Origin of the sequence: Enterobacter cloacae, from assembly GCF_013375935.1 — a bacterium.
GTDB classification, from domain to species: Bacteria; Pseudomonadota; Gammaproteobacteria; order Enterobacterales; family Enterobacteriaceae; genus Enterobacter; species Enterobacter pasteurii.
Genome location: NZ_CP056117.1, coordinates 2131559 through 2156390, shown reverse-complemented (window position 1 = coordinate 2156390; position 24832 = coordinate 2131559). Strand labels below are relative to the sequence as shown.

The window sequence follows — 24832 nt, the reverse complement described above, 5'->3', positions numbered from 1 at the left end:
GTGAGCGTTATGCAACAGCAAAAGCCGCAAAAACCGCTGGAGGGGGCGCAGCTGGTCATTATGACCATTGCGCTGTCGCTGGCGACATTCATGCAGGTGCTGGACTCCACCATCGCAAACGTGGCGATCCCAACCATCGCCGGTAACCTTGGCTCATCCCTGAGCCAGGGGACCTGGGTTATTACCTCGTTCGGGGTGGCGAACGCCATCTCCATTCCGATTACCGGCTGGCTGGCGAAGCGCGTCGGCGAAGTGAAGCTGTTCCTCTGGTCGACAATCCTGTTCGTGCTTGCCTCCTGGGCGTGCGGCATGTCCAGCAGCCTGACGATGCTGATCTTCTTCCGCGTTATTCAGGGGATTGTCGCCGGTCCGCTGATTCCGCTATCGCAAAGCTTACTGCTGAATAACTATCCGCCCGCCAAACGCTCCATCGCGCTCGCGCTGTGGTCGATGACGGTGATTGTCGCGCCAATTTGCGGGCCAATCCTCGGCGGCTATATCAGCGATAACTACCACTGGGGCTGGATCTTCTTCATCAACGTGCCTATCGGTGCGCTGGTGGTGCTGATGACGCTTCAGTCTCTGCGCGGCCGCGAAACGCGGACCGAACAGCGGCGGATCGACGGCATCGGGCTGGCGCTGCTGGTTGTCGGCATCGGCAGCCTGCAAATCATGCTCGACCGCGGTAAGGAGCTGGACTGGTTTGCCTCGACGGAAATCATCGTGCTGACGGTGGTCGCCGTGGTTGCCATCAGCTTCCTGATTGTCTGGGAGCTGACGGACGATAACCCGATTGTCGATCTCTCGCTGTTTAAGTCGCGAAACTTCACCATCGGCTGCCTCTGTATCAGCCTCGCCTATATGCTCTACTTCGGCGCGATCGTTCTGCTGCCGCAGCTGCTGCAGGAGGTTTACGGCTATACCGCAACCTGGGCGGGGCTGGCGTCCGCGCCGGTAGGGCTAATACCGGTGCTGCTGTCGCCGATTATTGGCCGCTTCGCCCATAAGCTCGATATGCGCCGGCTGGTGACCTTCAGCTTCATCATGTACGCCGTGTGCTTCTACTGGCGCGCGTACACGTTCGAGCCGGGAATGGACTTTGGCGCTTCCGCGTGGCCGCAGTTTATTCAGGGCTTTGCCGTGGCGTGCTTCTTTATGCCGCTGACCACCATTACGCTTTCCGGGTTGCCGCCCGAGCGCATGGCGGCGGCATCGAGCCTGTCGAACTTTACCCGCACGCTGGCGGGCTCCATCGGGACCTCGATCACCACTACCCTGTGGACCAACCGGGAATCGATGCACCATGCCCAGCTGACCGAAGCGGTAAACCCGTTCAACCCGAACGCGCAGCAGATGTATAGCCAGCTTGAGGGGATGGGCATGACGGAGCAGCAGGCGTCCGGCTGGCTTGCCCAGCAGATCACCAACCAGGGGTTAATTATCTCGGCGAACGAAATTTTCTGGATTTCGACCGGGATCTTTATCGTCCTGCTGGGGCTGGTGTGGTTTGCCAAACCGCCGTTTGGAGCCGGTAGCGGCGGCGGCGGCGCGCATTAATTCGCGTTGTCCAAAACGCGACAGCGATTGTCCGTTCCGATAAAGCAGCGCTCCTGAAATCGATTCACGATAGTGAAAAGACAACAGGAGCGCATCATGCTGAACACCCCCGCCGACAAATACCGGCCTTATCCCCCGCTTTCCCTGCCCGACCGCCGCTGGCCGGAGCAACGCATTACGCGCGCGCCGCGCTGGCTCTCCACCGACCTGCGCGACGGTAACCAGGCTCTGGCCGAGCCGATGGACGGCGCGCGCAAGCTGCTGTTCTGGGAGCTGCTGCTGGACTGCGGCTTTAAGGAGATCGAGGTTGCTTTTCCGTCCGCCTCGCAGACGGACTTCAATTTTGTGCGCCAGCTGATTGAAGAAAACCGCATTCCGGATGACGTCACCATTCAGGCGTTAACCCAGGCGCGGGAAGATCTCATCATCCGCACCTTTGCGTCCCTGCGCGGCGCTAAGCAGGCCACCGTACACCTCTATAATGCGACAGCCCCGCTGTTCCGCCGTCTGGTGTTCGGCATGGAGAAGGCGCAGGTAGTCGAACTGGCGACGCGCTCCACGCGCCTTATCCGGCAATTATGCGAAGAAAACCCCGACACCCGCTGGCAGTATGAGTATTCGCCGGAAACCTTCTGCTTTACCGAGCCGGAGTTTGCGCTGGAGATTTGTGAAGCCGTGGCGGATATCTGGCAGCCGTGCGGGGCGCGTCCGATGATCGTCAACTTACCGGCAACCGTGGAAGTGAGTACGCCGAACGTCTATGCCGACCAGATCGAGTATTTCTGCCGCCACTTCAGCCGCCGCAGCGACGTCTGCATCAGCGTGCATCCCCATAACGATCGCGGGACCGGCGTCGCCAGCGCGGAGCTGGCGGTGATGGCCGGAGCCGATCGCGTGGAGGGATGCCTGTTTGGCAACGGCGAGCGCACGGGCAACGTCTGCCTGGTGACGCTGGCGATGAATCTCTACAGCCAGGGCGTTAGCCCGAATCTTGACTTCAGCGATATGCACCGGGTGGTAGAAACGGTTGAAACCTGCAACCAGCTTCCCGTCCATCCGCGTCATCCGTGGGCGGGTTGGCTGGCCTATACCGCCTTCTCCGGCTCGCATCAGGATGCCATCAAGAAAGGCTTCGATGCCCGCCGGCCTGGCGAGCGCTGGGAGATGCCGTACCTGCCCGTCGATCCGCAGGATATCGGCTGTACCTATGAAGCGGTCATCCGCGTGAACAGCCAGTCAGGAAAAAGCGGCAGCGCGTGGCTTATCGAGCAAAACCACGGCCTGAAGTTGCCCCGCGCGCTGCAGCAGGATTTTAGCCAGCACGTGCAGCAGGAAACGGATCGCCACGGAAAAGAGATGACGCAGAATGCGCTGTGGCAGCTGTTTCGTACCCGCTACGGGCTGGTAGCGGCCCCGAAGTTTGCCCTGCAATCCTACAGCAGCGACGGCCAGAAGGAGGGCCTGCTGCGGCTGACGGCGATCGTCGCCACGCAAGGGGGAACGCGCCAGCTGGAGGGCCAGGGAAACGGGCTGCTCTCCGCCGCCGCTCACGGCTTAAGCCGCTGGGTCGACGCGCCGTTTGTGATTAAGGATTATCACGAACATACCCTGGGTGAACGCAGCGACAGCCGCTCGGTGGCCTATATCCGCTGCCTGTTCCAGGACGGTACCAGCAGCTGGGGCGTGGGCATTGACGGCGACGTGGCGCGCGCATCGCTTCAGGCGCTGCTTAACGCGGTCAGTCGTTCTTAAAGTAATCGCTGGGTGAGATACCCATCACCCGGCGAAACATTGCCGTGAACGCGCTGTGGCTGCCGTACCCCAGATCCAGCGCCACGCGCAGCACCGGCTGGCCCTGCGCAAGCCGCACTAGTGCTTCCAGCAGCCGTGCCCGTCTCACCCATTCGCTGTAGCTTAACCCGGTCTGCTGCTGAAAATGGCGGTTCAGCGTCCGTTCGCTCATGCTCAACAGCTTCGCCGCCTGTGCGCTGCTCCAGCTCTCGCCTGAGGCCTGTCGAATCTGCTGGCAAAGGTGGCGCAGCGCCTCGCTTTGCGGTTCAGGCAGGTGAAACGGCAGTATCGGCATGATGCGAATTTCGTCGAGGATCAGCTCATAGACGCGTTCATCGCGGCTTCCGGGGGCGTAAGATTCAGGAAGCGTAAGTGAGGTAAGGATCAGCTCGCGCAACAGCGGGGAGATCTGCACGATCTGACAGGTCGCCGGGAGATCGGCGCGCGCCAGCGGATCGATAAACAGCGTGCGGGCCGCAACGTTGCCGGTGATGCGCAGGGCGTGCTGCGTACCCGCAGGTAGCCACACGCCGCGGCCAGGCGGCACCACCCAGCAGCCGGAGACGGTGTCGACGCGCACGACGCCCGTCAGGCTATGCAGGAGCTGAGCGCAGTCGTGCCGATGCCACGGCTCGCTGGCACCGTGAGCATAATCATGTGCGAACGGAACAAGCGGGCGGTGGGTAAAGGAGAAGGTTGTGGTTGTGGTCATGGGCTAAACAACCCTCACCCTACCCTCTCCCTGAAGGAGAGGGAAAGGGTGCACTAGATGTGCAGTTCCTGGAGCTTCTCTTTTGGCAGGGCCAGCTCATCGTTGCTGTTTACGCGAACGTCGCGTTCGATGATATGGCGGGCAATCTCCTGCGCTTCTTCCAGAGAGTGCATCTGGTAGGTGCCGCACTGATACACGTTCAGCTCGGGGATCTGGTTCTGCTCTTTTACCTTCAGCACGTCTTCCATCGCAGCTTTCCACGCATCCGCAACGCGCTTCTCTTCTGGCTGACCAATCAGGCTCATGTAAAAACCGGTGCGGCAGCCCATCGGAGAGATATCGATGATCTCAACGCCGTTGCCGTTCAGGTGGTCGCGCATAAAACCGGCGAACAGGTGCTCCAGGGTGTGAATGCCTTTCTCCGGCATCACTTCCTTATTTGGCACGCAGAAGCGCAGATCGAAAACGGTGATCGTGTCGCCGTGCGGGGTGTTCATGGTCTTCGCCACGCGGACTGCAGGTGCTTCCATACGGGTATGGTCGACAGTAAAGCTATCTAATAACGGCATACGTCACCTCCGATAGTGATTTTTTTTAAAATAAACTGAACTCTTCTACACAATGCGCGTCTGAGTATATGAAAGACGCGCATTTGTTATCATCATCCCTGAATTCAGAGATGTATATTTTGGCCACAGCGATGTGGCCTTTTTCTTTTGGTTCAGGCCTGTTTCGCCAGAAACGCCTCAAACGACTCCGTATCCGCCGCTTCGACCTCTTTCTGACGCACAATGGACGCATCGCGCTCCGCCGCAAAATCTGCTTCGCTCAGGATCTCTAACGGTTCCTGCATCAGCATCTCGCGGTACTCCGCTGAGAGTGAACGCCCCGTGCCACCAATTCCCTGTTCAATCATAGAACGCAGAATACGCGCCGAGAACGTCAGCTCCGGGTTATCAAAGCTTTCGACCAGCTCGTCGCAGACCTTCTGGTAAGCTTCACCGCCGTACACGCTGTCCAGCGTCTGGGCCACGCGCTTCAGGTCCTGGAACAGATCTTTGCCCACCTTCGCGAGCGGGAACTGCGCCGTTTCACAGCCAATGCCTAACGTCAGGCCCGGCTTGCGCCCTTCCAGAATCACGCGATTCCAGTTGGTACGGGTACACAGCAGCTCGTCGGCACTCATTTCCGGCGCATCCGCCAGCACGCACCAGACCATAAACAGGTCGAGGAAGCGAACCTGCTGCTCGTCAACGCCAATCGGTGAGAACGGGTTGATATCCAGCGAGCGCACTTCAATGTATTCAATACCGCCACGCTGCAGCGCATCCGATGGGGTTTCCCCGCTGCGCGTTACGCGCTTCGGACGAATTGGCGCATACAGCTCGTTCTCAATCTGCAATACGTTGCTGTTGATTTGCAGGCGCTTGCCGTCTTTTTCGAGGCCGATTTTTTCGTACTCTTCCGACGGAGTTTTAATCGCCCGCTTCAAGCCTGCCACATAGTCGTGCAAATCGTTAAACGTAATTCCGAGATTGCTTTGCGATTTATTGGTATAGCCAAGATCGCTCAGTCGCAGGGAAGTCGCGTACGGCAGGTAATACATTCCGCACTCGGTTTTCTCGAACGGCAGCGTGGTCGGTTTGCCCTGCAGGAACGAGGAGCAGATCGCCGGAGACGCGCCAAACAGATATGGAATAACCCAGCCGAAACGGTAATAGTTGCGGATCAGGCGGAAATAACCCGCAGAGATCGCTTCTTTGTCCGTTTCACCGCATTTCGCCTGCCAGAACGCCATCGGCAGAGAGAAGTTATAGTGCACGCCAGAGATGGTCTGCATCAGTGCGCCGTAGCGATTTTTCAGGCCCTCACGGTACAGCGTTTTCAGCCGACCAATATTCGAGGTGCCGTACTGCGCCAGCTCGATGTCCTGCCCCTGCTCGATATAGCACGGCATGCTGAGCGGCCACATGCGCTCGTCGCCGAGGTTGCGGGCGGTGAAGCGATGCACATCGCGCATGATCGTCAGCATATGATCGATATCGCCGTCTACCGGCGTAATGAACTCCAGCAGCGCTTCGGCGAAATCGGTTGTGATCCATTTATGTGTCAGCGCCGAGCCTAACGCCTCCGGGTGTCCCGTTGTCGCTAAGCTACCATCCGCATTTACGCGCAGCGTTTCGCGCTCAAGCCCACGCTGAATCCCCTTCAGTGCCTGAGGGTGATTTTCCAGCCAGGCCAGCGCCTGTGATACGTCCGGGATCAATTTGACCTCCCGCCTGTCAAAAAATTGTCACTCAGCATAATTGTAATGGTTGACGATTGAAGGTCGCGAATTCATTCCACCAATTAGTGCCACCACGTCATACCCTGTAGTGTTACCCATGCCAGTAAAACATAGCGTAACGCCTTGCCAAGGCACAAAAAAAAGAGCACCGGTCCCCAGGAGATGCGCATCCATCCCGCCAGCAGACACAGTAAATCGCCTATTACAGGCATCCAGCTTAATAACAGCGTGGCAGCGCCATAGCGTTTTAGCCAGCCCACCGCCTTTTCCTGCCAGCGAGATTTTTCGCGTAGCGGAAAGAAACGTCCAAGAATAACGTTAGTCAGCCCTCCAAGGCTATTACCCATTGTTGCTATTAAGACCAGCAACCAGGGCTGACTCACGCCGGACAACAGCATCGCCACCAGTACCACTTCCGAATTCCCCGGCAAGAGGGTGGAGCTTAAAAAACTGCTGGCGAATAATGAAGCAAGTGACAGCGCGTCACTCACAGTAAGCGAACGTCCACCGCGGCCATGCCTGCATCACGCGCGGCCTGAATACCAAAGTCGGCATCTTCAAACACAACGCATTTTGCAGGTGGGACGCCCATTAATTCTGCGCAGAGCAGAAAGGTGTCCGGTGCGGGTTTGTGATTTTTAACATGATCGGCAGCAACGACGGCAGAAAAATAGTGGCGCAGGCCAAGGTGATTGAGCAGCGCTTCAGCAATGGCGCTCTCGCTGCCCGTGCCGACGGACATAGGACGACGTCCGTGCCACGCTTTAACGACCTCAATAAGCGGTAAAGGCTGCACGGTGTCTAACAGTATGGCTTTTACCGCATCGGTTTTTTCACGCGCGAGCTGGTGCGGGTCGAGATCGGCCTGGTTTAGCTCAATCACGGCCTGTGCGATACGCCAGGTGGGAGATCCGTTGAGGGCAATCATCGCCTGTAAATCGAAGCGCATTCCGTAACGGCCAAGAACGTCAGTCCAGGCCTGGCGATGCGTGGGTTCGGTATCCAGGAGAGTGCCATCCATGTCGAAGATCAAACCGTCATACTGTGCGTACATCGTGCTCTCGCTAAACGATTAACAAAGCATTACTTTATCGTAAAAGGTGGTTTTTGTCGCTGACAGAGAGTGTGATTGCTGACGGAACGTCGAAGGAATAAACAAAAGGGGAGAAGATGGTGCATCCGGGAGGATTACTCGGCTTACGCCTCGCCCTGCGGGCCGTTGCTAAAGCAACGTTATCCTCCCTGGTACTTGCGATTAACTCGCAGACCTTGAAACAACAGCATCGCTGTTATCTCGGAGAATATGGTGCATCCGGGAGGATTCGAACCTCCGACCGCTCGGTTCGTAGCCGAGTACTCTATCCAGCTGAGCTACGGATGCATCAGGGAAATGCTTTTAGAAACAGTAGATGGTGCATCCGGGAGGATTACTCGGCTGCGCCTCGCCCTTCGGGCCGTTGCTAAAGCAACGTTATCCTCCCTGGTGCTTGCGATTAACTCGCAGACCTTGAAACAACAGCATCGCTGTTATCTCGGAGAATATGGTGCATCCGGGAGGATTCGAACCTCCGACCGCTCGGTTCGTAGCCGAGCACTCTATCCAGCTGAGCTACGGATGCATCAGGGAACTGCTTTCAGAAATAGTAAATGGTGCATCCGGGAGGATTCGAACCTCCGACCGCTCGGTTCGTAGCCGAGTACTCTATCCAGCTGAGCTACGGATGCATCGGGATTTACTACTGTACTACTCGATATTCATATCACTTCGAAAGCAATATGAAGTAATAGATGGTGCATCCGGGAGGATTCGAACCTCCGACCGCTCGGTTCGTAGCCGAGTACTCTATCCAGCTGAGCTACGGATGCAAAATGGCGGTGAGGCGGGGATTCGAACCCCGGATGCAGCTTTTGACCGCATACTCCCTTAGCAGGGGAGCGCCTTCAGCCTCTCGGCCACCTCACCACACAACGCCTCTTTCGAGTGCTTCGAGTAACTCGTTAAGAGCTTCTCGTCGCTGCGTGGCGCATATATTACTTTCTGGGACTTATAAGTCAAACAATTTTCCACATGCTTTTTTCGTTTGCACAATTCGCACGCAATTCGCATGTAAAAGCCGCAAAGAGAGTGTTTTATAAGCGGATTTTGCAGACATCTTCACAGAAATCTCCAGAGAGAAGCGGGTGATTTAGATGAGATAAAGGTATGGGAGTGGTTAAAAACGAAGCGTTTGAAATAGAACGGTAACTTTATGCAGGAAAAATAGCAGGAGGGTTGCGTCTCGCCCGACAGCGAGACGCGACAATATCAGTAACTGGACTGCTGGGATTTTTCAGCCTGGATACGCTGGTAGATCTCTTCACGGTGGACAGATACTTCTTTAGGAGCGTTAACACCAATACGTACCTGGTTACCCTTTACCCCTAAAACTGTCACGGTGACCTCATCCCCAATCATGAGGGTCTCACCAACTCGACGAGTCAGAATCAGCATTCTTTGCTCCTTGAAAGATTAAAAGAGTCGGGTCTCTTGTATCCCGGCATTATCCATCATATAACGCCAAAAAGTAAGCGATGACAAACACGTAAAGTGTAAGCAGTCACGGCATCACATTCTGTTAAACGTAAGTTTAGCCGATATACACAAACTCAACCTGACTTTATCGTTATCGATAGCGCAGTGAGCAAGACGCCATAACGTTACCGCTATGGCGTCTGCTTGTGCTTTGTAGTTATTACAGTTTCGCGCTTACCCAGCTTTCAACGCTGGCTAATGCCGCGGGAAGTGCCGCCGCATCCGTACCACCGGCTTGTGCCATGTCCGGACGACCGCCACCTTTACCACCCACCTGCTGGGCAACCATGCCAATCAGTTCCCCTGCTTTAACGCGGTCAGTTACGTCTTTAGAGACCCCCGCAATCAGAGAAACCTTACCCTCTGCGACCGTCGCCAGCACGATAACCGTTGAACCAAGCTGGTTCTTCAGATCGTCGACCATCGTGCGCAGCATCTTAGGCTCAACGCCCGCCAGATCGCTGACCAGCAGTTTAACGCCCTTAATGTCTACCGCTTTGCTGGAGAGGTTCGCACTCTCCTGCGCCGCAGCCTGCTCTTTAAGCTGCTGAAGCTCTTTTTCCAGCTGACGGGTACGATCCAGCGCAACGCGCACTTTTTCGCTCAGGTTCTGGCTATCGCCCTTCAGCAACTGCGCGATGTCGTGCAGCTGGTCGCTCTGCGCGTGCAGGCTGGCGATTGCGCCTTCGCCGGTCACCGCTTCGATACGACGAACGCCCGCAGCAGTACCCGATTCAGAAACGATGCGGAACAGGCCGATATCGCCGGTGCGCGAGGCGTGAGTACCGCCGCACAGCTCGGTAGAGAAGTCGCCCATGCTCAGTACGCGCACGCGATCGTCATATTTCTCGCCGAACAGCGCCATCGCACCCGCTTTCTTCGCCGCCTCGAGATCCATCACATGGGTTTCGATCGGCAGGTTACGGCGGATCTGCGCGTTCACCAGGTCTTCCACCGCGCGGATTTCAGACGGCTTCATCGCTTCAAAATGCGAGAAGTCGAAGCGCAGCATTTTGTCATTAACCAGAGAACCTTTCTGTGCAACGTGGGTACCCAGCACTTCACGCAGGGCTGCGTGCATCAGGTGGGTTGCAGAGTGGTTCAGACGAATGCGCGCGCGACGGGCTTCATCAACGTTAGCCTGAACGCCCTCACCCACCTTCAGAGAGCCGGAAACCAGTTTGCCCTGGTGACCGATCGCCTGACCGTATTTCTGAGTGTCGCTCACGCTGAAGCTGAAGCCATTGCCTTTCAGTTCACCTTTATCGCCAACCTGACCACCGGATTCCGCATAGAATGGCGTTTTATCCAGAATGACCACGGCGTCCTGACCCGCGCTGATGCTGTCTACGGCCTTGCCGTCAACAAACAGTGCGGTCACGTTGCTGGTCAGCGCCAGCTCTTCGTAGCCTTTAAATTCAGACGCGCTGTCCACGCGGATCATCGCGTTGTAGTCCGCGCCAAAACCGCTGGATTCACGCGCGCGGCGACGCTGCTCTTCCATTGCGGCTTCAAATCCGGCTTCGTCAACCTTGATGTTGCGCTCGCGGCAAACGTCAGCCGTCAGGTCAACCGGGAAGCCGTAGGTGTCGTACAGGCGGAAAGCGGTTTCGCCGTCCAGCGTGTCGCCCTTCAGTTTTGCCAGCTCGTCGTCAAGCAGCGCAAGTCCGCGCTCCAGCGTACGGGCAAACTGCTCTTCTTCGGTTTTCAGAATCTGCTCAACCTGCGCCTGCTGGCGCTTCAGCTCGTCGCCGGCAGAACCCATTACGCTAATCAGTGGCCCAACGAGCTTATAGAAGAAGGTGTCCTTAGCGCCCAGCATGTTGCCGTGACGGATCGCGCGGCGAATGATACGACGCAGCACGTAGCCGCGGTTTTCATTCGACGGGATAACGCCGTCGGCAATCAGGAACGCGCAGGAACGAATATGGTCCGCAATCACGCGCAGAGATTTGTTGTTCAGATCGGTTGCGCCCGTCACGTCGGCAACGGCTTTGATCAGGGTGCTGAACAGGTCAATCTCATAGTTGGAGTTGACGTGTTGCAGAACGGCCGCGATACGCTCCAGGCCCATGCCGGTATCAACGGACGGTTTTGGCAGCGGCTCCATGGTGCCGTCAGCCTGACGGTTGAACTGCATGAAGACGATGTTCCAGATCTCAATGTAGCGATCGCCGTCTTCTTCCGCGCTGCCCGGAGGGCCGCCCCAGATATGGTCGCCGTGATCGTAGAAGATCTCGGTGCACGGGCCGCAGGGACCGGTGTCACCCATCTGCCAGAAGTTGTCGGACGCGTAAGGTGCGCCCTTGTTGTCACCGATACGAATGATACGTTCGCGTGGGATACCAACTTCTTTTTCCCAGATTTCAAACGCTTCGTCATCGGTCTCGTAAACGGTTACCCACAGACGCTCTTTCGGCAGGTTGAACCAGTTTTCACCGGTCAGCAGTTCCCACGCGTATTGAATGGCGTCGTGTTTGAAGTAGTCGCCGAAGCTGAAGTTACCCAGCATTTCGAAGAAGGTGTGGTGGCGCGCGGTGTAACCGACGTTTTCCAGGTCGTTGTGTTTACCGCCCGCACGCACGCAACGCTGTGAGGTTGTGGCGCGGGAATAATTACGCTTGTCGAGACCAAGGAACACATCCTTGAACTGGTTCATCCCGGCGTTGGTAAACAGCAGAGTCGGGTCATTGTTCGGTACCAGGGAGCTGCTGGCAACAACCTGGTGTCCCTTACTATGGAAAAAATCGAGAAACGCCTGACGGATCTCAGCGGTGCTCTTGCTCATAATTATCCTGAAATCAAGCTAACGAAATGTCGCAGCAGATCTGTATCTGAAAACAGTTGGACGGACCAGCTACTGGAAAAAGTGGGAATAAGATAAGTTTTCTTTAGTGGGAAGTAAAATCCCGCATGCGTTCAATCGGTAAAATTACGCCAGATCTCCTGAATATCTTCCATCAGAAAGCCCCGGTAGAGCAAAAAGCGCTGGATTTTAACCTTTTCCGAAAATTCACGCGGCAGCGGCTCGCCGTACTTTCGTACCGCCTGCTCACGCGCCAGTTCGCACCAGTCGATGTCACTTTCACGCATGGCTTTTTCAATGGCTTCACGGGCAACGCCTTTCTGGTTCAGCTCCTGGCGGATACGCGCCGGGCCGTAGCCTTTGCGGCCACGGCTGGCGAGAAAGCGTGAGGCAAAACGGCCATCATCGAGATATTGATGCTCATAGCACCAGGCAATCACGCGGTCGTAATCTTCCGCGGTGGCATCAATCGCTTCCGGCCCGTTTTTGCTCATGACGGGCGCTGACAGTTTCCGCCGCAGCTCCTGCTCGCTATGGTCGCGCACGGCGAGAATACGCACAGCCCGGTCCAGCAGGCGCGAGTAGGCGGGTCGGCGCGATGTTGGTTCACTCATAAAAAACCTGTCGATTCAGAAATGCAAAAAGGGCCGCATCAGCAGCCCTTCATTTTTATCCGAGAGGATTAAAAGTCTTCGTTGGTTTCTTCAGCATCCGCGCCGTCAACCACGAAATCAGGTTTAGAGTCCTGATTGTTCAGCAGAAGCTCACGCACCTTCTTCTCGATCTCTTTCGCCGCAGCCGGGTTCTCTTTCAGCCAGGAGATAGCATTCGCTTTACCCTGACCAATCTTGTCGCCGTTGTAGCTGTACCATGCGCCCGCTTTTTCAATCAGCTTCTCTTTCACGCCCAGGTCAACCAGCTCGCCGAGGAAGTTGATGCCTTCGCCGTAGAGGATCTGGAACTCAGCCTGTTTGAACGGTGCTGCGATTTTGTTCTTCACAACCTTCACGCGGGTTTCGCTACCCACCACGTTCTCGCCCTCTTTCACCGCGCCGATACGGCGGATATCCAGACGGACAGAGGCGTAGAATTTCAGTGCGTTACCACCGGTGGTGGTTTCCGGGTTACCGAACATCACACCAATTTTCATACGGATCTGGTTGATGAAGATCAGCAGCGTATTGGACTGCTTCAGGTTACCCGCCAGCTTACGCATCGCCTGGCTCATCATACGTGCCGCGAGGCCCATGTGAGAGTCACCGATTTCACCTTCGATTTCCGCTTTTGGCGTCAGCGCAGCAACGGAGTCGACGATGATCACGTCAACCGCACCTGAGCGCGCCAGCGCGTCACAAATTTCCAGGGCCTGCTCGCCGGTGTCTGGCTGAGAACACAGCAGGTTGTCAATATCAACGCCCAGCTTACGGGCATAGACTGGGTCCAGCGCGTGCTCGGCATCGATAAACGCACAGGTTTTACCTTCACGCTGTGCCGCCGCAACGACCTGCAGCGTCAGGGTCGTTTTACCTGAGGATTCCGGACCGTAGATTTCTACGATACGGCCCATCGGCAAACCGCCAGCGCCCAGTGCGATATCAAGAGAAAGCGAACCGGTGGAGATGGTTTCCACGTCCATGGAACGGTCTTCACCCAGGCGCATGATGGAGCCTTTACCGAATTGCTTTTCGATCTGGCCCAGTGCTGCCGCCAACGCTTTCTGTTTGTTTTCGTCGATAGCCATTATTACTCCTGTCATGCCGGGAGAAGCAACTGCGCTTCACCATGGACTTCTGTTCTGTTGAGGCAATTATACTGTATAGTCATACAGTATCAAGTATTTTGTAGAAAATGTTGCCAGAGCGTTTTTAAAGCATAAACGGTGGCCTGACGACGCACGCTTTCGCGGTCGCCGCTGAAGCATTCCCGGCGGGTGATCCCTTCACCTTGAGAGGTGGCAAAGCCAAACCAGACGGTGCCGACAGGCTTCACGTCGCTGCCGCCGTCCGGCCCCGCGATGCCGCTGATGGAAACCGCGTAATCTGCCCGCGCCGCTTTGAGCGCACCGATGGCCATCTCGATCACCACCGGCTCGCTGACCGCGCCATGCTGTTCAAGCGTGGCTTCACGCACGCCGATCATCTGCGCTTTAGCCTCGTTACTGTAGGTTACAAACCCGCGTTCAAACCAGGCGGAACTGCCGGCAATATCGGTAATCGCCTTCGCCACCCAGCCGCCGGTGCAGGATTCTGCGGTGGTGATGGTCGCGCCACGCTGCTTCAGCGCCAGCCCTACCACTTCGCTAAGCTGCATCAATTCATGGTCAGTCATTATCGCTCCAGGCCGTAGAAAACATGCAGCACAAGATAGCACTTTCTTATCAGATATGGGGACGCGCTTCAGGTTTTACGAGGGGGCTTCAGAAAATAGCCGGTGCGGGCGCACCGGCTGAGGAGAAGGCCATTACTGACTGAACGGTGACGCCGCCGGCACACGCGCCTGCGATACCGCCAGGCCCAGCTGCCACACGGCCATCGCATAGTGCGTGCTGTGGTTGTAGCGGGTGATGGTGTAAAAGTTCGGCAGGCCGAACCAGTACTGATAACCGGTCCCCACGTCCAGACGCAGCAGGCTCACCTGGTCAACGTTACCCAGCGGCTGCGTCGGCGTTAGGCCTGCCGCTGCCAGCTGCGCAACGCTGTATTTGGTTTTGAATCCGTTTGCCAGACCAAACGCCTCGCCGTTCGCCTGCACCGCCACCTGGCCGCCCGGCGTCCAGCCGTGTGCTTTGAAGTAGTTAGCCACGCTGCCGATGGCATCCTCAGGATCCCACAGGTTAATGTGTCCATCGCCGTTAAAATCAACCGCGTACTGCTTATAGGAAGACGGCATAAACTGGCCGTAGCCCATGGCACCGGCAAACGAGCCTTTCAGATCCAGCGGATCGTCCTGTTCGTCTCGCGCCATCAGCAGGAACGTTTCCAGTTCAGACGAGAAATACTCGGCGCGGCGCGGGTAGTTGAAGGAGAGCGTCGCCAGCGCATCAAGAATGCGGGTTTTGCCCATCACGCGTCCCCAGCGGGTTTCCACGCCGATGATCCCGACAATGATTTCCGGCGGCACGCCGTAGACCTGCCACGCGCGGTTGAGCGCATCTTCATACTGGTTCCAGAACGCCACGCCATTCTGCACGTTGTCCGGGGTAATAAACTGTTTACGGTAGCGCAGCCACGCGCCGTTTGGCCCGGTCGGCACCTGGGCCGTCGGTGCCTGGCGGTCCATCAGGCGCAGCACGTAGTCCAGACGCTTCGCCTGGGACAAAATGGCATGCAGCTGCTGGCGGTCAAAACCGTGCTTGCTCACCATTTTATCGATGAACTGTTCGGCCGCAGGGTTATTCGCGAAGTCGCCGCCCATCTGCATCATATTGTGCTGTGGCTCCAGCAGGAACCCGCCAGAAGGCGCGCCCGCCGTTTGCTGAGCGGCTTCGGTCTTAGGTTTGCTACTACAGGCAGACAGGAGAATAAGCGCAGGCAACAGCGCTGCATAACGACGCTTGAACATGTGGCATCCATTTAACGAGTCCGGTAAGAACCCAGTATGGTAAAGCATCCCCGACTCCTCAAGGAAGCGGTACGCACCTTCCCAACGTAAATCAGCGCTTTTTTCTGCCGAAAACAATTCACCGCATCAATAAACTTTCAAAATAATCTATTTTTCTTTCATTGTGAGATCTAAATAACACTTTAAAACCTTTCAAAGTGATTATTATTAGCCCCGGTTATACAAAACAAAAAAGCCTTACAGGAGAGAAGAATGATAGAAACCATCACCCACGGTGCCGAGTGGTTCATCGGGCTGTTCCAGAAAGGGGGCGAAGTGTTCACCGGCATGGTGACCGGGATCCTGCCCCTGCTGATCAGCCTGCTGGTGATCATGAACGCGCTGATTAACTTTATCGGCCAGCAGCGCATTGAACGCTTCGCCCAGCGCTGTGCCGGAAACCCGCTGTCCCGCTACCTGATACTGCCCTTCATCGGCACCTTTGTTTTCTGCAACCCGATGACCTTAAGCCTTGGCCGCTTTATGCCGGAGAAGTACAAGCCGAGCTACTACGCCGCCGCCTCCTACAGCTGCCATTCCATGAACGGCCTGTTTCCGCACATTAACCCCGGCGAGCTGTTTGTTTACCTCGGGATCGCCAGCGGCCTCACCACCCTTGGCCTGCCGCTCGGCCCGCTGGCGGTGAGCTACCTGCTGGTTGGCCTGGTGACTAACTTCTTCCGCGGCTGGGTAACGGACCTGACCACCACCCTTTTCGAGAGAAAAATGGGCATCCAGCTTGAACAAAAAGTTCACCTTTCAGGAGCGACAGCATGAACCGGATCCGCATTGAGAAAGGCACGGGCGGCTGGGGCGGCCCGCTGGAGTTCGACGCCGCCGCAGGCAAAAAGATTGTCTACATCACCGCGGGCACGCGCCCGGCGATCGTCGACAGGCTGCGCGAGCTCACCGGCTGGGAAGCGGTCGACGGCTTCAGGGAGGGCGAGCCGCCGGAAGCGGAAATCGGCGTGGCGGTCATCGACTGCGGCGGCACCCTGCGCTGCGGCATCTACCCAAAGCGCCGCATTCCTACGGTGAATATTCACTCCACCGGAAAATCGGGCCCGCTGGCGCAGTACATCCTTGAAGATATTTATGTCTCGGGCGTGAAGGAGGAAAACATCACTCTGGTGAATGGCACTCCCGCGCCGCAAAAAGCGGCACCGCGCGAGTACGACACCAGCAAGAAGATCACCGAGCAGAGCGACGGCCTGCTGGCGAAGGTCGGGATGGGGATGGGGTCCGCCGTGGCGGTGCTGTTCCAGTCCGGGCGCGACACCATCGACACGGTGCTGAAAACCATTCTGCCGTTTATGGCCTTCGTCTCGGCGCTGATCGGCATCATCATGGCGTCCGGCCTGGGGGACTGGATTGCCCACGGCCTTGCCCCGCTCGCCAGCCACCCGCTCGGGCTGGTGACGCTGGCACTGATCTGCTCCTTCCCGCTGCTGTCGCCGTTTCTTGGCCCGGGCGCGGTGATTGCCCAAGTCATCGGCGTGCTGATTGGCGTGCAGATTGGCCTGGGCAACATTCCCCCGCACCTCGCCCTGCCCGCCCTGTTTGCCATTAACGCCCAGGCGGCGTGCGACTTTATCCCCGTCGGGCTGTCGCTGGCCGAAGCGCGTCAGGAGACCGTGCGCGTGGGCGTGCCGTCCGTGCTGGTCAGCCACTTCCTGACGGGCGCGCCGACGGTGCTGATTGCCTGGTTTGTCTCCGGCTTTATTTATCAATAAGAGGTTCCTGCGATGACCGTTATTTACCAGACCACGATTACCCGCATCGGCCAGAGCGCAGCGGATGCGCTCAGCGACCAGATGCTGATCACCTTCCGCGAAGGGGCACCGGCGGATATCGAAGAGTTTTGTTTTATCCACTGCCACGGCGAGCTGAACGGCGAGCTGAAGGCAGGAAGTCAGCTTGAACTGGGCGAGGCGCGCTATGCCGTGACCGCCGTCGGCGACGTGGCCGAGCAGAACCTGCGCGAGCTGGGCCACATCACCCTGCGCTTCGACGGCCAGCCGCAGGCGGAATATCCCGGCACGGTGCACGTTGATGGCCCGGTTCCGCAGGCTGTTACCCCAGGCTGCACGTTAAAATTTGTTGCGTAATTAAGGAGAGTCACATGAGTCAGGTTGCCGTTGTCATTGGTGGGGGACAAACCTTAGGCGAGTTCCTCTGCCGTGGGCTTGCCGCTGAGGGTTACCGCGTGGCGGTAGTGGATATTCAGAGTGAAAAAGCCGCCCGCGTGGCGGACGCCATCAACACCGAGTATGGCGAAGGGATGGCGTACGGGTTTGGCGCAGACGCCACCAGCGAGCAGAGCGTGATGGCCCTCGCCCGCGGCGTGGACGAGATTTTTGGCCGTACCGATCTGCTGGTCTACAGCGCGGGGATAGCGAAAGCGGCGTTCATCAGCGATTTCGAGCTGGGGGACTTTGACCGCTCGCTGCAGGTGAATCTGGTGGGCTATTTCCTCTGCGCCCGCGAGTTTTCCCGCCTGATGATCCGCGACGGCATTCAGGGGCGCATCATTCAGATCAACTCGAAATCCGGGAAAGTGGGCAGCAAGCATAACTCCGGCTACAGCGCGGCGAAGTTTGGCGGCGTGGGGCTGACGCAGTCCCTGGCGCTGGATCTGGCCGAATACGGGATTACCGTTCACTCGCTGATGCTGGGCAACCTGCTGAAGTCGCCGATGTTCCAGTCCCTGCTACCGCAGTACGCCACCAAGCTTGGCATCAAAGCGGAAGAGGTGGAGCAGTACTATATCGATAAAGTGCCGCTGAAGCGCGGGTGCGACTATCAGGACGTGCTGAACATGCTGCTGTTTTACGCCAGCCCGAAGGCCTCGTACTGCACCGGGCAGTCGATTAACGTCACCGGCGGGCAGGTGATGTTCTGATCGAGCGGTTTGTTTTCCCCTCACCCCGGCCCTCTCCCCACAGGGGAGAGGGTGTGTTTTGTCCCCTCTCCCCTGTGGGGAGAGGGTTAGGGTGAGGGGTGAGGAAAAATAAGGAGCTAATATGGTAACCGCATTAATCACCGTCGCCGCCCTCGCCTGGCTCTGCCAGATGGCGTTCGGCGGCTGGCAAATTCATCAGTTTAACCGCGCGTTTGACGCCCTGTGCCAGAAGGGCCGCGTGGGCGTCGGGCGCTCCGGCGGCCGCTTCAAACCACGCGTGGTGGTTGCCGTTGCGCTGGATGAACACGATCGGGTGTGCGACTCCCTCATCATGCGCGGCGTGACGGTGTTTGCCCGTCCGGCGAAAATTCAGGCAATCAACGGTATCGCGCTGCATGAATTACAACCTGATGTGATCTTTCCCCATGATTCGCTCTGTCAGAATGCACTATCATTAGCGCTTAATCTGAAACATGGATAATTTCGTTGTGAAAGTTACAGACTTGCGAAATTATCATTTCGCAACGTAAGGAACGAAGCGCCTATGAAACCTCGTCAGCGGCAGGCGGCCATTCTTGAGCATCTGCAAAAGCAGGGAAAGTGCTCGGTAGAAGAGCTGGCCCACTACTTTGACACCACCGGCACGACAATACGCAAGGATCTGGTGTTGCTCGAAAACTCCGGCGCCGTCATTCGTACCTACGGCGGCGTGGTGCTCAATAAGGATGAAGCCGACCCGCCTATCGATCACAAAACGCTGATTAACACCCACCAGAAGGCGCTGATTGCCGAAGCGGCGGTGAAATTCATTCACGACGGTGATTCCATCATCCTCGACGCGGGCAGCACCGTCCTGCAGATGATCCCGCTGCTCAGCCGCTTTAACAACATCACGGTGATGACCAACAGCCTGCACATCGTCAACGCCCTGTCGGAGTTCGACAGCGAGCAGACCATCCTGATGCCCGGCGGCACCTTCCGTAAGAAATCGGCGTCGTTTCACGGCCAGCTGGCGGAGAACGCCTTCGACCACTTCAGCTTCGATAAGCTGTTTATGGGCACCGACGGCATCGACCTGAACGCGGGCGTGACCACCTTCAACGAGGTGTTCAGCGTCAGCAAAGCGATGTGCAACGCCGCGCGGGAGGTCATTTTAATGGCGGACTCGTCGAAGTTTGGCCGTAAAAGCCCCAACATTGTCTGTAGTCTTGAAAGCGTCGACAAGCTGATTACCGACGCGGGTATCGACCCGGCGTTTAAAAAAGCGCTGGAAGAGAAAGGCATCGACGTGATCGTAACCGGAGAGAGAGATGAGTGATTTTCTGTTAGAAACGGGCCGCCAGACGCTGATGCTGGAGCTACAGGAGGCCAGCCGCCTGCCGGAACGTCTGGGCGAGGATTTTGTCCGCGCGGCCAACACCATTATCCACTGCGAAGGCAAAGTGATTGTGGCGGGCATCGGGAAATCCGGCCATATCGGCAAGAAGATTGCGGCGACGCTTGCCAGTACCGGCACCCCGGCATTCTTCGTTCACCCTGCCGAAGCGCTGCACGGCGATCTGGGGATGATTGAAAGCCGCGACGTGATGCTGTTTATCTCCTACTCCGGCTCGGCCAAAGAGCTGGATCTCATTATTCCACGTCTGCAGGAAAAATCGGTTGCGCTGCTGGCGATGACCGGAAAATCCCGCTCGCCGCTGGCGCTGGCCGCTAAGGCCACGCTGGATATCTCCGTTGAGCGCGAGGCCTGCCCGATGCATCTGGCACCGACCTCCAGCACCGTCAACACGCTGATGATGGGCGACGCGCTGGCGATGGCGGTGATGCAGGCGCGGGGCTTTAATGAAGAAGACTTTGCCCGTTCGCATCCGGCCGGGGCGCTTGGGGCACGCCTGCTCAACAAGGTTCACCACCTGATGCGCACGGACGATGCCATTCCGCAGGTCAAACTCGACACCAGCGTGATGGACGCGATGCTGGAGCTGAGCCGCACCGGGCTGGGGCTGGTTGCGGTGTGCGATAACGACAGCCTGGTGAAGGGGGTATTCACCGACGGCGACCTGCGTCGCTGGCTGGTGGGCGGCGGCGGTCTTGAGGCGCGGGTCTCAGAGGCGATGACCAGAGGCGGGCTGACCCTGAATGCCGACAGCCGCGCCATTGAAGCCAAAGAGGTGCTGATGAAGCGCAAAATCACCGCCGCCCCGGTGGTGGACGAGCACGGCAGGCTGTGCGGCGCCATCAACCTGCAGGATTTCTACCAGGCGGGGATTATTTAACCCTTCAGCCCAAGACGTTTCGCCAGCCGGTGAAGGTTGGCGACGTCCATCTCCAGCGCCCGCGCGCACGCCGCCCAGCTGCGGTTATTCTGCTCCAGCGCGCGGGTAATCATCTGACGCTGAAATGCTTCCGTCGCCTCGCGCAGGTTTTCGCTGGCGCTTTCAGGTGCAGCCGGCTTCACGATCGGCGCACTTTCCTCATGCAGCGCAAAATGCCGCGCATGAATAACCACCTCATCCCCCGAACGCGTCGCCCGCGCCAGCACGACCGCACGGTGAATCGCATGTTCCAGCTCGCGCACGTTGCCCGGCCAGCCGTAGCTCAGCAGGTGCGACCTCGCGCCGGGGCTGAGCACCACCCGGGAAAGCCCCATTTTGAGCCGACACTGCTCGCAGAAAAAGCCCGCCAGCAGCACCACGTCGTCCCCCCGCTCGCGCAGCGGCGGCACGGAGAGTGGGAACACGCTCAGGCGGTGGAACAGATCAGCGCGGAAATTGCCCGCCAGCACCTCCTCGCGCAGATCCCGGTTGGTCGCTGCCAGCACGCGCACGTCCACCCGATGGCTGCGGTCATCGCCCACGCGCTGAATGTCGCCGTACTGCAACACCCGCAGCAGCTTGGCCTGTAGCGAAAGGGAGAGTTCGCCAATTTCGTCCAGGAACAGCGTGCCGTTATCGGCCATTTCAAACTTGCCGCTGCGGTTGCTGATCGCCCCGGTAAACGCCCCTTTGACGTGGCCGAACAGCTCGCTCTCCGCCACGCTTTCAGGCAGGGCCGCGCAGTTGAGGTACACCAGCGGGTTCACCGCGCGCGGCGAAGCCTCATGGATGGCTTTCGCCACCAGCTCTTTACCGGTGCCGGTTTCCCCGAAGATCAGCACGTTCAGGTCGGACGCGGCGACTATCTCAATCTCTTTTTTGAGCTGCTCCATGCCCGGCGAAAGGCCGATCATCTCCGTGTGCGCCACCTCGCCGAACGCCGTCGGGCTGCCGGGAAGGATATTCTGGCTCTCCAGCAGCTCTATCAGCAGGGCGTTGTTCAGCGCACCGGCCGCCAGCGCGGCAATGAGGCGCAGCTCTTCGTCGCTGAACGTATCAAACTGGTCCGGCGACATGCCGTCGAGGGTGAGTGCGCCAATCAGGTTCTGCCCTGCGAAGAGCGGCAGGCCGATGCAGGCGTGCACCTTCAGGCTCTCCTGTCCGGGAATAAGCCCGTCGTACGGGTCGGGCAGATCGCTGTCCGCCGGAAACCGCACGACGTCACCCGCGCGGGCGATGGTCTCCAGACGCGGATGGCCTTCCAGCGTAAAGCGTCGCCCGAGCACGTCCTGCGCCAGCCCGTCGATAGCCAGCGGAATAAACTGCCGCCCCTCATAGCGCAGCAGCGCCGACGCATCGCACGCCAGCACGTGGCGCAGCGTAGAGATCAGCCGCTGAAAGCGGTCCTGATGGCCGATACCGGTTTGCAGTTCAATGGCGATCTTCGCCAGCACGTCTACGGAAAAGCTCATGTCTGCCTCACAGTCATTTTGACAATACATAGTGTCATATTGACAGCTTTTTAGATAGTCATAATGACTACCAATTAGGGGTCATAAATTTACATTATCATTATTATCAACAAGTTAAAAAGTTGGCACGCAACTTGATATAGGTACAGCATCTTATTTGAAAACGCTGTATTACGCTGAGGTTGCTATGTCTATTCTGGTTAAAAATAACATTCATTGGGTTGGTCAACGTGACTGGGAAGTACGTGATTTCCACGGTACGGAATATAAAACGCTGCGCGGCAGCAGCTACAACAGCTATCTCATCCGTGAAGGTAAAAACGTCCTCATCGATACCGTCGACCACAAATTCAGCCGCGAGTTCGTGCAGAACCTGCGCAGTGAAATCGACCTGAACGATATCGACTACATCATCATCAACCACGCGGAAGAGGATCACGCCGGGGCGCTGACCGAGCTGATGTCTTACATCCCGGACACCCCGATCTACTGCACCACCAACGCCATTGACTCCATCAACGGCCACCACCACCATCCGGAGTGGAACTTCCACACCGTAAAAACCGGCGACACGCTGGATATCGGCAACGGCAAACAGCTGATCTTCGTGGAAACCCCGATGCTCCACTGGCCGGACAGCATGATGACCTACATGACCGGCGACGCGGTGCTGTTCAGCAACGACGCCTTCGGCCAGCACTACTGCGACGAACGCCTGTTCAACGATGAAGTGGATCAGGCCGAGCTGTTCGAACAGTGCCAGCGCTACTACGCCAACATCCTGACGCCGTTCAGCCGCCTGGTAACGCCAAAAATCACCGAGATCCTCGGCTTCAACCTGCCGGTGGACATGATTGCCACCTCCCACGGGGTGGTGTGGCGTGAAAACCCAACCCAGATCGTTGAGCTGTACCTGAAATGGGCCGCGGATTACCAGGAAGACCGTATCACAATCTTCTACGACACCATGTCCAACAACACCCGCATGATGGCGGACGCGATTGCCCAGGGGATTAACGAAGTTGACCCGAACGTGGCGGTGAAAATCTTCAACGTGGCGCGCAGCGATAAAAACGAAATCCTGACCAACGTCTTCCGCTCTAAAGGCGTGCTGGTGGGAACCTCCACCATGAACAACGTGATGATGCCGAAAATTGCCGGCCTGGTGGAAGAGATGACCGGCCTGCGCTTCCGTAACAAACGCGCCAGCGCCTTTGGTTCTCACGGCTGGAGCGGTGGCGCGGTAGACCGTCTCTCCACCCGTTTACAGGACGCCGGTTTTGAGATGTCCATGAGCCTTAAGGCGAAATGGCGTCCGGATCTCGACGCGCTGGAAGTCTGCCGTCAGCATGGCCGCGACATTGCCCGCCAGTGGGCGCTCGCACCGCTTCCTGAGGTTGCAGCACAGCCCGCCGAACAGCCGCAAGCCTGTGCCGGGGCAGCCAGCGCCGATCTCGGCCCACGCATGCAGTGCAGCGTCTGCCAGTGGATTTACGATCCTGAACTGGGCGAGCCGTTGCAGGATGTCGCGCCGGGCACGCCGTGGAGCGAGGTTCCGGACAACTTCCTCTGCCCTGAATGTTCCCTCGGAAAAGACGTCTTTGACGAACTGGCAACGGAGGCAAAATGAGTAACGGTATCGTCATCATCGGCTCGGGCTTTGCCGCCCGCCAGCTGGTGAAAAATATCCGCAAACAGGACGCTAGCGTGCCGCTGACGGTGATCGCCGCCGACAGCATGGACGAATACAACAAGCCCGATCTGAGCCACGTCATCAGCCAGAATCAGCGCGCCGAAGATCTCACCCGCCAGACGGCGGGGGAGTTCGCGGAACAGTATAACCTGCGTCTGTTTCCGTACACCTGGGTGACCGATATCGACGCCGACGCCCGCGTGGTGAAGGCGAAGGATAAAACCTGGCAGTACGACAGGCTGGTGCTGGCGACGGGGGCATCTGCGTTTGTGCCGCCGGTTGAGGGCCGCGAGCTGATGGTCACGCTCAACAGCCAGCAGGAGTATCAGGCCAGCGAAACCCTGCTGCGCGATGCCGCCAGGGTGATGATTGTCGGCGGCGGGCTGATTGGCACCGAGCTTGCGATGGACTTCTGTCGGGCGGGTAAATCCGTCACCCTGGTTGACCACGCGGCCAGCATTCTGTCGGCGCTGATGCCGGCAGAAGTAAGCAGTCGCTTACAGCATCGTCTGACCGACATGGGCGTCCATCTGCTGCTGAAATCGCAGCTGCAGAGCCTGAGCAAAACCGAAGGCGGTATTCGCGCGACGCTTGACCGCAACCGCAGCGTTGAGGTGGATGTGGTTATTGCGGCGACGGGTCTGCGCCCGGAAACCGCGCTGGCGCATCGCGCCGGGGCCGAAGTAAACCGCGGCGTGAAGGTAGACAGCTACCTGCAAACCACGCAGCCGGACATTTATGCCCTGGGCGACTGCGCGGAAATTAACGGCCAGGTGCTGCCTTTCCTGCAGCCGATTCAGCTAAGCGCCATGTTCCTGGCGAAAAACCTGCTCGGGGGCAGTGCGCCGGTGAAATTACCCGCCATGCTGGTGAAGGTAAAAACGCCGGAGCTACCGCTGCATCTCGCGGGCGAAACGCAGCGTCAGGATCTGAACTGGCAGATCGCCATTGAGCCTCAGGGCATGGTGGCGCGCGGTACGGATGCTGACGGCCAGATGCGCGCCTTTGTCGTCAGCGAAGACAGAATGAAGGAGGCCTTCGCGCTGCTGAAATCGTTACCTGCCTGACCCTCTCTGCCACGCTTACTTAACCTTTGGATTATATTGTCCGCAGCCCCGATGTCCT

Annotated in this window: 23 protein-coding genes and 5 tRNA genes; 11 read left to right on the top strand and 17 right to left on the bottom strand. The window is 57.9% G+C overall.

Annotation, left to right across the window (positions count from 1 at the left end; genetic code table 11):
- The first annotated feature begins 9 nt into the window (after nt 1–9).
- Both emrB and leuA read left to right on the top strand, forming a co-directional pair.
- Nucleotides 10–1557, top strand: coding sequence for a multidrug efflux MFS transporter permease subunit EmrB (gene emrB / locus HWQ14_RS10230; RefSeq protein WP_176609649.1), 1548 nt, complete (start codon nt 10–12; stop codon nt 1555–1557).
- Between the two features lie 96 nt (nt 1558–1653).
- Nucleotides 1654–3309, top strand: coding sequence for a 2-isopropylmalate synthase (gene leuA / locus HWQ14_RS10225; RefSeq protein WP_176609648.1), 1656 nt, complete (start codon nt 1654–1656; stop codon nt 3307–3309).
- On the opposite strand, the gene HWQ14_RS10220 is transcribed toward leuA, so the two are convergent.
- From HWQ14_RS10220 to mltB, 16 genes are all read right to left on the bottom strand, one after another.
- The gene (locus HWQ14_RS10220; RefSeq protein ID WP_148421357.1) at nt 3296–4060 is read right to left on the bottom strand and encodes an AraC family transcriptional regulator; all 765 of its coding nucleotides are present in this window, start codon (nt 4058–4060) and stop codon (nt 3296–3298) included. The genes leuA and HWQ14_RS10220 overlap by 14 nt on opposite strands.
- A gap of 53 nt (nt 4061–4113) precedes the next feature.
- Nucleotides 4114–4629, bottom strand: coding sequence for an S-ribosylhomocysteine lyase (luxS, locus tag HWQ14_RS10215; protein WP_003862180.1), 516 nt, complete (start codon nt 4627–4629; stop codon nt 4114–4116).
- Between the two features lie 152 nt (nt 4630–4781).
- On the bottom strand, nt 4782–6326 hold the full coding sequence (gene gshA, locus HWQ14_RS10210) for a glutamate--cysteine ligase (protein ID WP_148421355.1): 1545 nt from the start codon (nt 6324–6326) through the stop codon (nt 4782–4784).
- Nucleotides 6327–6409: 83 nt separating this feature from the next.
- Nucleotides 6410–6838, bottom strand: coding sequence for a YqaA family protein (locus HWQ14_RS10205; RefSeq protein WP_017692791.1), 429 nt, complete (start codon nt 6836–6838; stop codon nt 6410–6412).
- Complete coding sequence (yqaB, locus tag HWQ14_RS10200; RefSeq protein ID WP_148421353.1) at nt 6835–7401, bottom strand: fructose-1-phosphate/6-phosphogluconate phosphatase; 567 nt, start codon at nt 7399–7401, stop codon at nt 6835–6837. Before yqaB ends, HWQ14_RS10205 begins: the two co-directional genes overlap by 4 nt.
- A 250-nt stretch (nt 7402–7651) precedes the next feature.
- A tRNA-Arg gene (locus HWQ14_RS10195) sits at nt 7652–7728 on the bottom strand.
- A gap of 161 nt (nt 7729–7889) precedes the next feature.
- Nucleotides 7890–7966, bottom strand: a tRNA-Arg gene (locus HWQ14_RS10190).
- A 29-nt stretch (nt 7967–7995) separates the two neighbouring features.
- Nucleotides 7996–8072, bottom strand: a tRNA-Arg gene (locus tag HWQ14_RS10185).
- Between the two features lie 64 nt (nt 8073–8136).
- Nucleotides 8137–8213 (bottom strand) — tRNA-Arg (locus HWQ14_RS10180).
- A 4-nt stretch (nt 8214–8217) separates the two neighbouring features.
- Nucleotides 8218–8310 (bottom strand) — tRNA-Ser (locus tag HWQ14_RS10175).
- Nucleotides 8311–8652: 342 nt separating this feature from the next.
- Nucleotides 8653–8838 (bottom strand): carbon storage regulator CsrA, encoded by a 186-nt coding sequence (gene csrA / locus HWQ14_RS10170; RefSeq protein WP_000906486.1) that lies wholly within the window; start codon nt 8836–8838, stop codon nt 8653–8655.
- A gap of 241 nt (nt 8839–9079) precedes the next feature.
- Nucleotides 9080–11707 carry an alanine--tRNA ligase gene (gene alaS / locus HWQ14_RS10165; RefSeq protein WP_176609647.1) on the bottom strand — a complete coding sequence of 876 codons (2628 nt, stop codon included), beginning with the start codon at nt 11705–11707 and terminating at the stop codon, nt 9080–9082.
- A gap of 131 nt (nt 11708–11838) precedes the next feature.
- A complete protein-coding gene (gene recX / locus HWQ14_RS10160; RefSeq protein ID WP_176609646.1) occupies nt 11839–12339 on the bottom strand; it encodes a recombination regulator RecX in 501 nt (166 codons plus the stop codon).
- Nucleotides 12340–12407: 68 nt separating this feature from the next.
- Entirely contained in the window at nt 12408–13466 is a 1059-nt protein-coding gene (gene recA, locus HWQ14_RS10155; protein WP_176609645.1) for a recombinase RecA, read from the bottom strand.
- 89 nt (nt 13467–13555) lie between these two features.
- Nucleotides 13556–14053, bottom strand: a complete 498-nt coding sequence (pncC, locus tag HWQ14_RS10150) for a nicotinamide-nucleotide amidase (protein WP_176609644.1) — start codon at nt 14051–14053, stop codon at nt 13556–13558.
- A 132-nt stretch (nt 14054–14185) separates the two neighbouring features.
- Nucleotides 14186–15286, bottom strand: a complete 1101-nt coding sequence (mltB, locus tag HWQ14_RS10145; protein WP_176609643.1) for a lytic murein transglycosylase B — start codon at nt 15284–15286, stop codon at nt 14186–14188.
- Between the two features lie 252 nt (nt 15287–15538).
- Between mltB and srlA the strand changes: the two genes are divergently transcribed.
- The 7 genes from srlA to gutQ all read left to right on the top strand — a co-directional run bounded on the left by srlA (nt 15539) and on the right by gutQ (nt 20503).
- Nucleotides 15539–16102 (top strand): PTS glucitol/sorbitol transporter subunit IIC, encoded by a 564-nt coding sequence (gene srlA / locus HWQ14_RS10140; RefSeq protein WP_148421340.1) that lies wholly within the window; start codon nt 15539–15541, stop codon nt 16100–16102.
- A complete protein-coding gene (gene srlE / locus HWQ14_RS10135; protein ID WP_176609642.1) occupies nt 16099–17058 on the top strand; it encodes a PTS glucitol/sorbitol transporter subunit IIB in 960 nt (319 codons plus the stop codon). Before srlA ends, srlE begins: the two co-directional genes overlap by 4 nt.
- 12 nt (nt 17059–17070) lie before the next feature.
- A complete protein-coding gene (gene srlB / locus HWQ14_RS10130; protein ID WP_148421336.1) occupies nt 17071–17433 on the top strand; it encodes a PTS glucitol/sorbitol transporter subunit IIA in 363 nt (120 codons plus the stop codon).
- A 14-nt stretch (nt 17434–17447) separates the two neighbouring features.
- A complete protein-coding gene (gene srlD / locus HWQ14_RS10125; RefSeq protein WP_148421334.1) occupies nt 17448–18227 on the top strand; it encodes a sorbitol-6-phosphate dehydrogenase in 780 nt (259 codons plus the stop codon).
- Between the two features lie 121 nt (nt 18228–18348).
- A complete protein-coding gene (gene gutM, locus HWQ14_RS10120) occupies nt 18349–18708 on the top strand; it encodes a transcriptional regulator GutM (RefSeq protein ID WP_176609641.1) in 360 nt (119 codons plus the stop codon).
- 63 nt (nt 18709–18771) lie between these two features.
- Nucleotides 18772–19545: a glucitol operon DNA-binding transcriptional repressor SrlR gene (srlR, locus tag HWQ14_RS10115; protein ID WP_148421320.1), complete on the top strand. Its 774-nt coding sequence runs from the start codon at nt 18772–18774 to the stop codon at nt 19543–19545.
- Nucleotides 19538–20503 carry an arabinose-5-phosphate isomerase GutQ gene (gene gutQ / locus HWQ14_RS10110; protein ID WP_176609640.1) on the top strand — a complete coding sequence of 322 codons (966 nt, stop codon included), beginning with the start codon at nt 19538–19540 and terminating at the stop codon, nt 20501–20503. Before srlR ends, gutQ begins: the two co-directional genes overlap by 8 nt.
- Here gutQ and norR read toward each other — a convergent pair.
- Nucleotides 20500–22014, bottom strand: a complete 1515-nt coding sequence (gene norR, locus HWQ14_RS10105; protein WP_176609639.1) for a nitric oxide reductase transcriptional regulator NorR — start codon at nt 22012–22014, stop codon at nt 20500–20502. The two genes, gutQ and norR, sit on opposite strands and share 4 nt — an antisense overlap.
- A 187-nt stretch (nt 22015–22201) precedes the next feature.
- Here norR and norV point away from each other — a divergent pair, with 187 nt between their 5' ends.
- Both norV and norW read left to right on the top strand, forming a co-directional pair.
- The gene (gene norV, locus HWQ14_RS10100; protein WP_176609638.1) at nt 22202–23644 is read left to right on the top strand and encodes an anaerobic nitric oxide reductase flavorubredoxin; all 1443 of its coding nucleotides are present in this window, start codon (nt 22202–22204) and stop codon (nt 23642–23644) included.
- Complete coding sequence (gene norW, locus HWQ14_RS10095) at nt 23641–24774, top strand: NADH:flavorubredoxin reductase NorW (RefSeq protein ID WP_176609637.1); 1134 nt, start codon at nt 23641–23643, stop codon at nt 24772–24774. The genes norV and norW overlap by 4 nt, the downstream gene beginning before the upstream one ends.
- Nucleotides 24775–24832 lie beyond the last annotated feature (58 nt).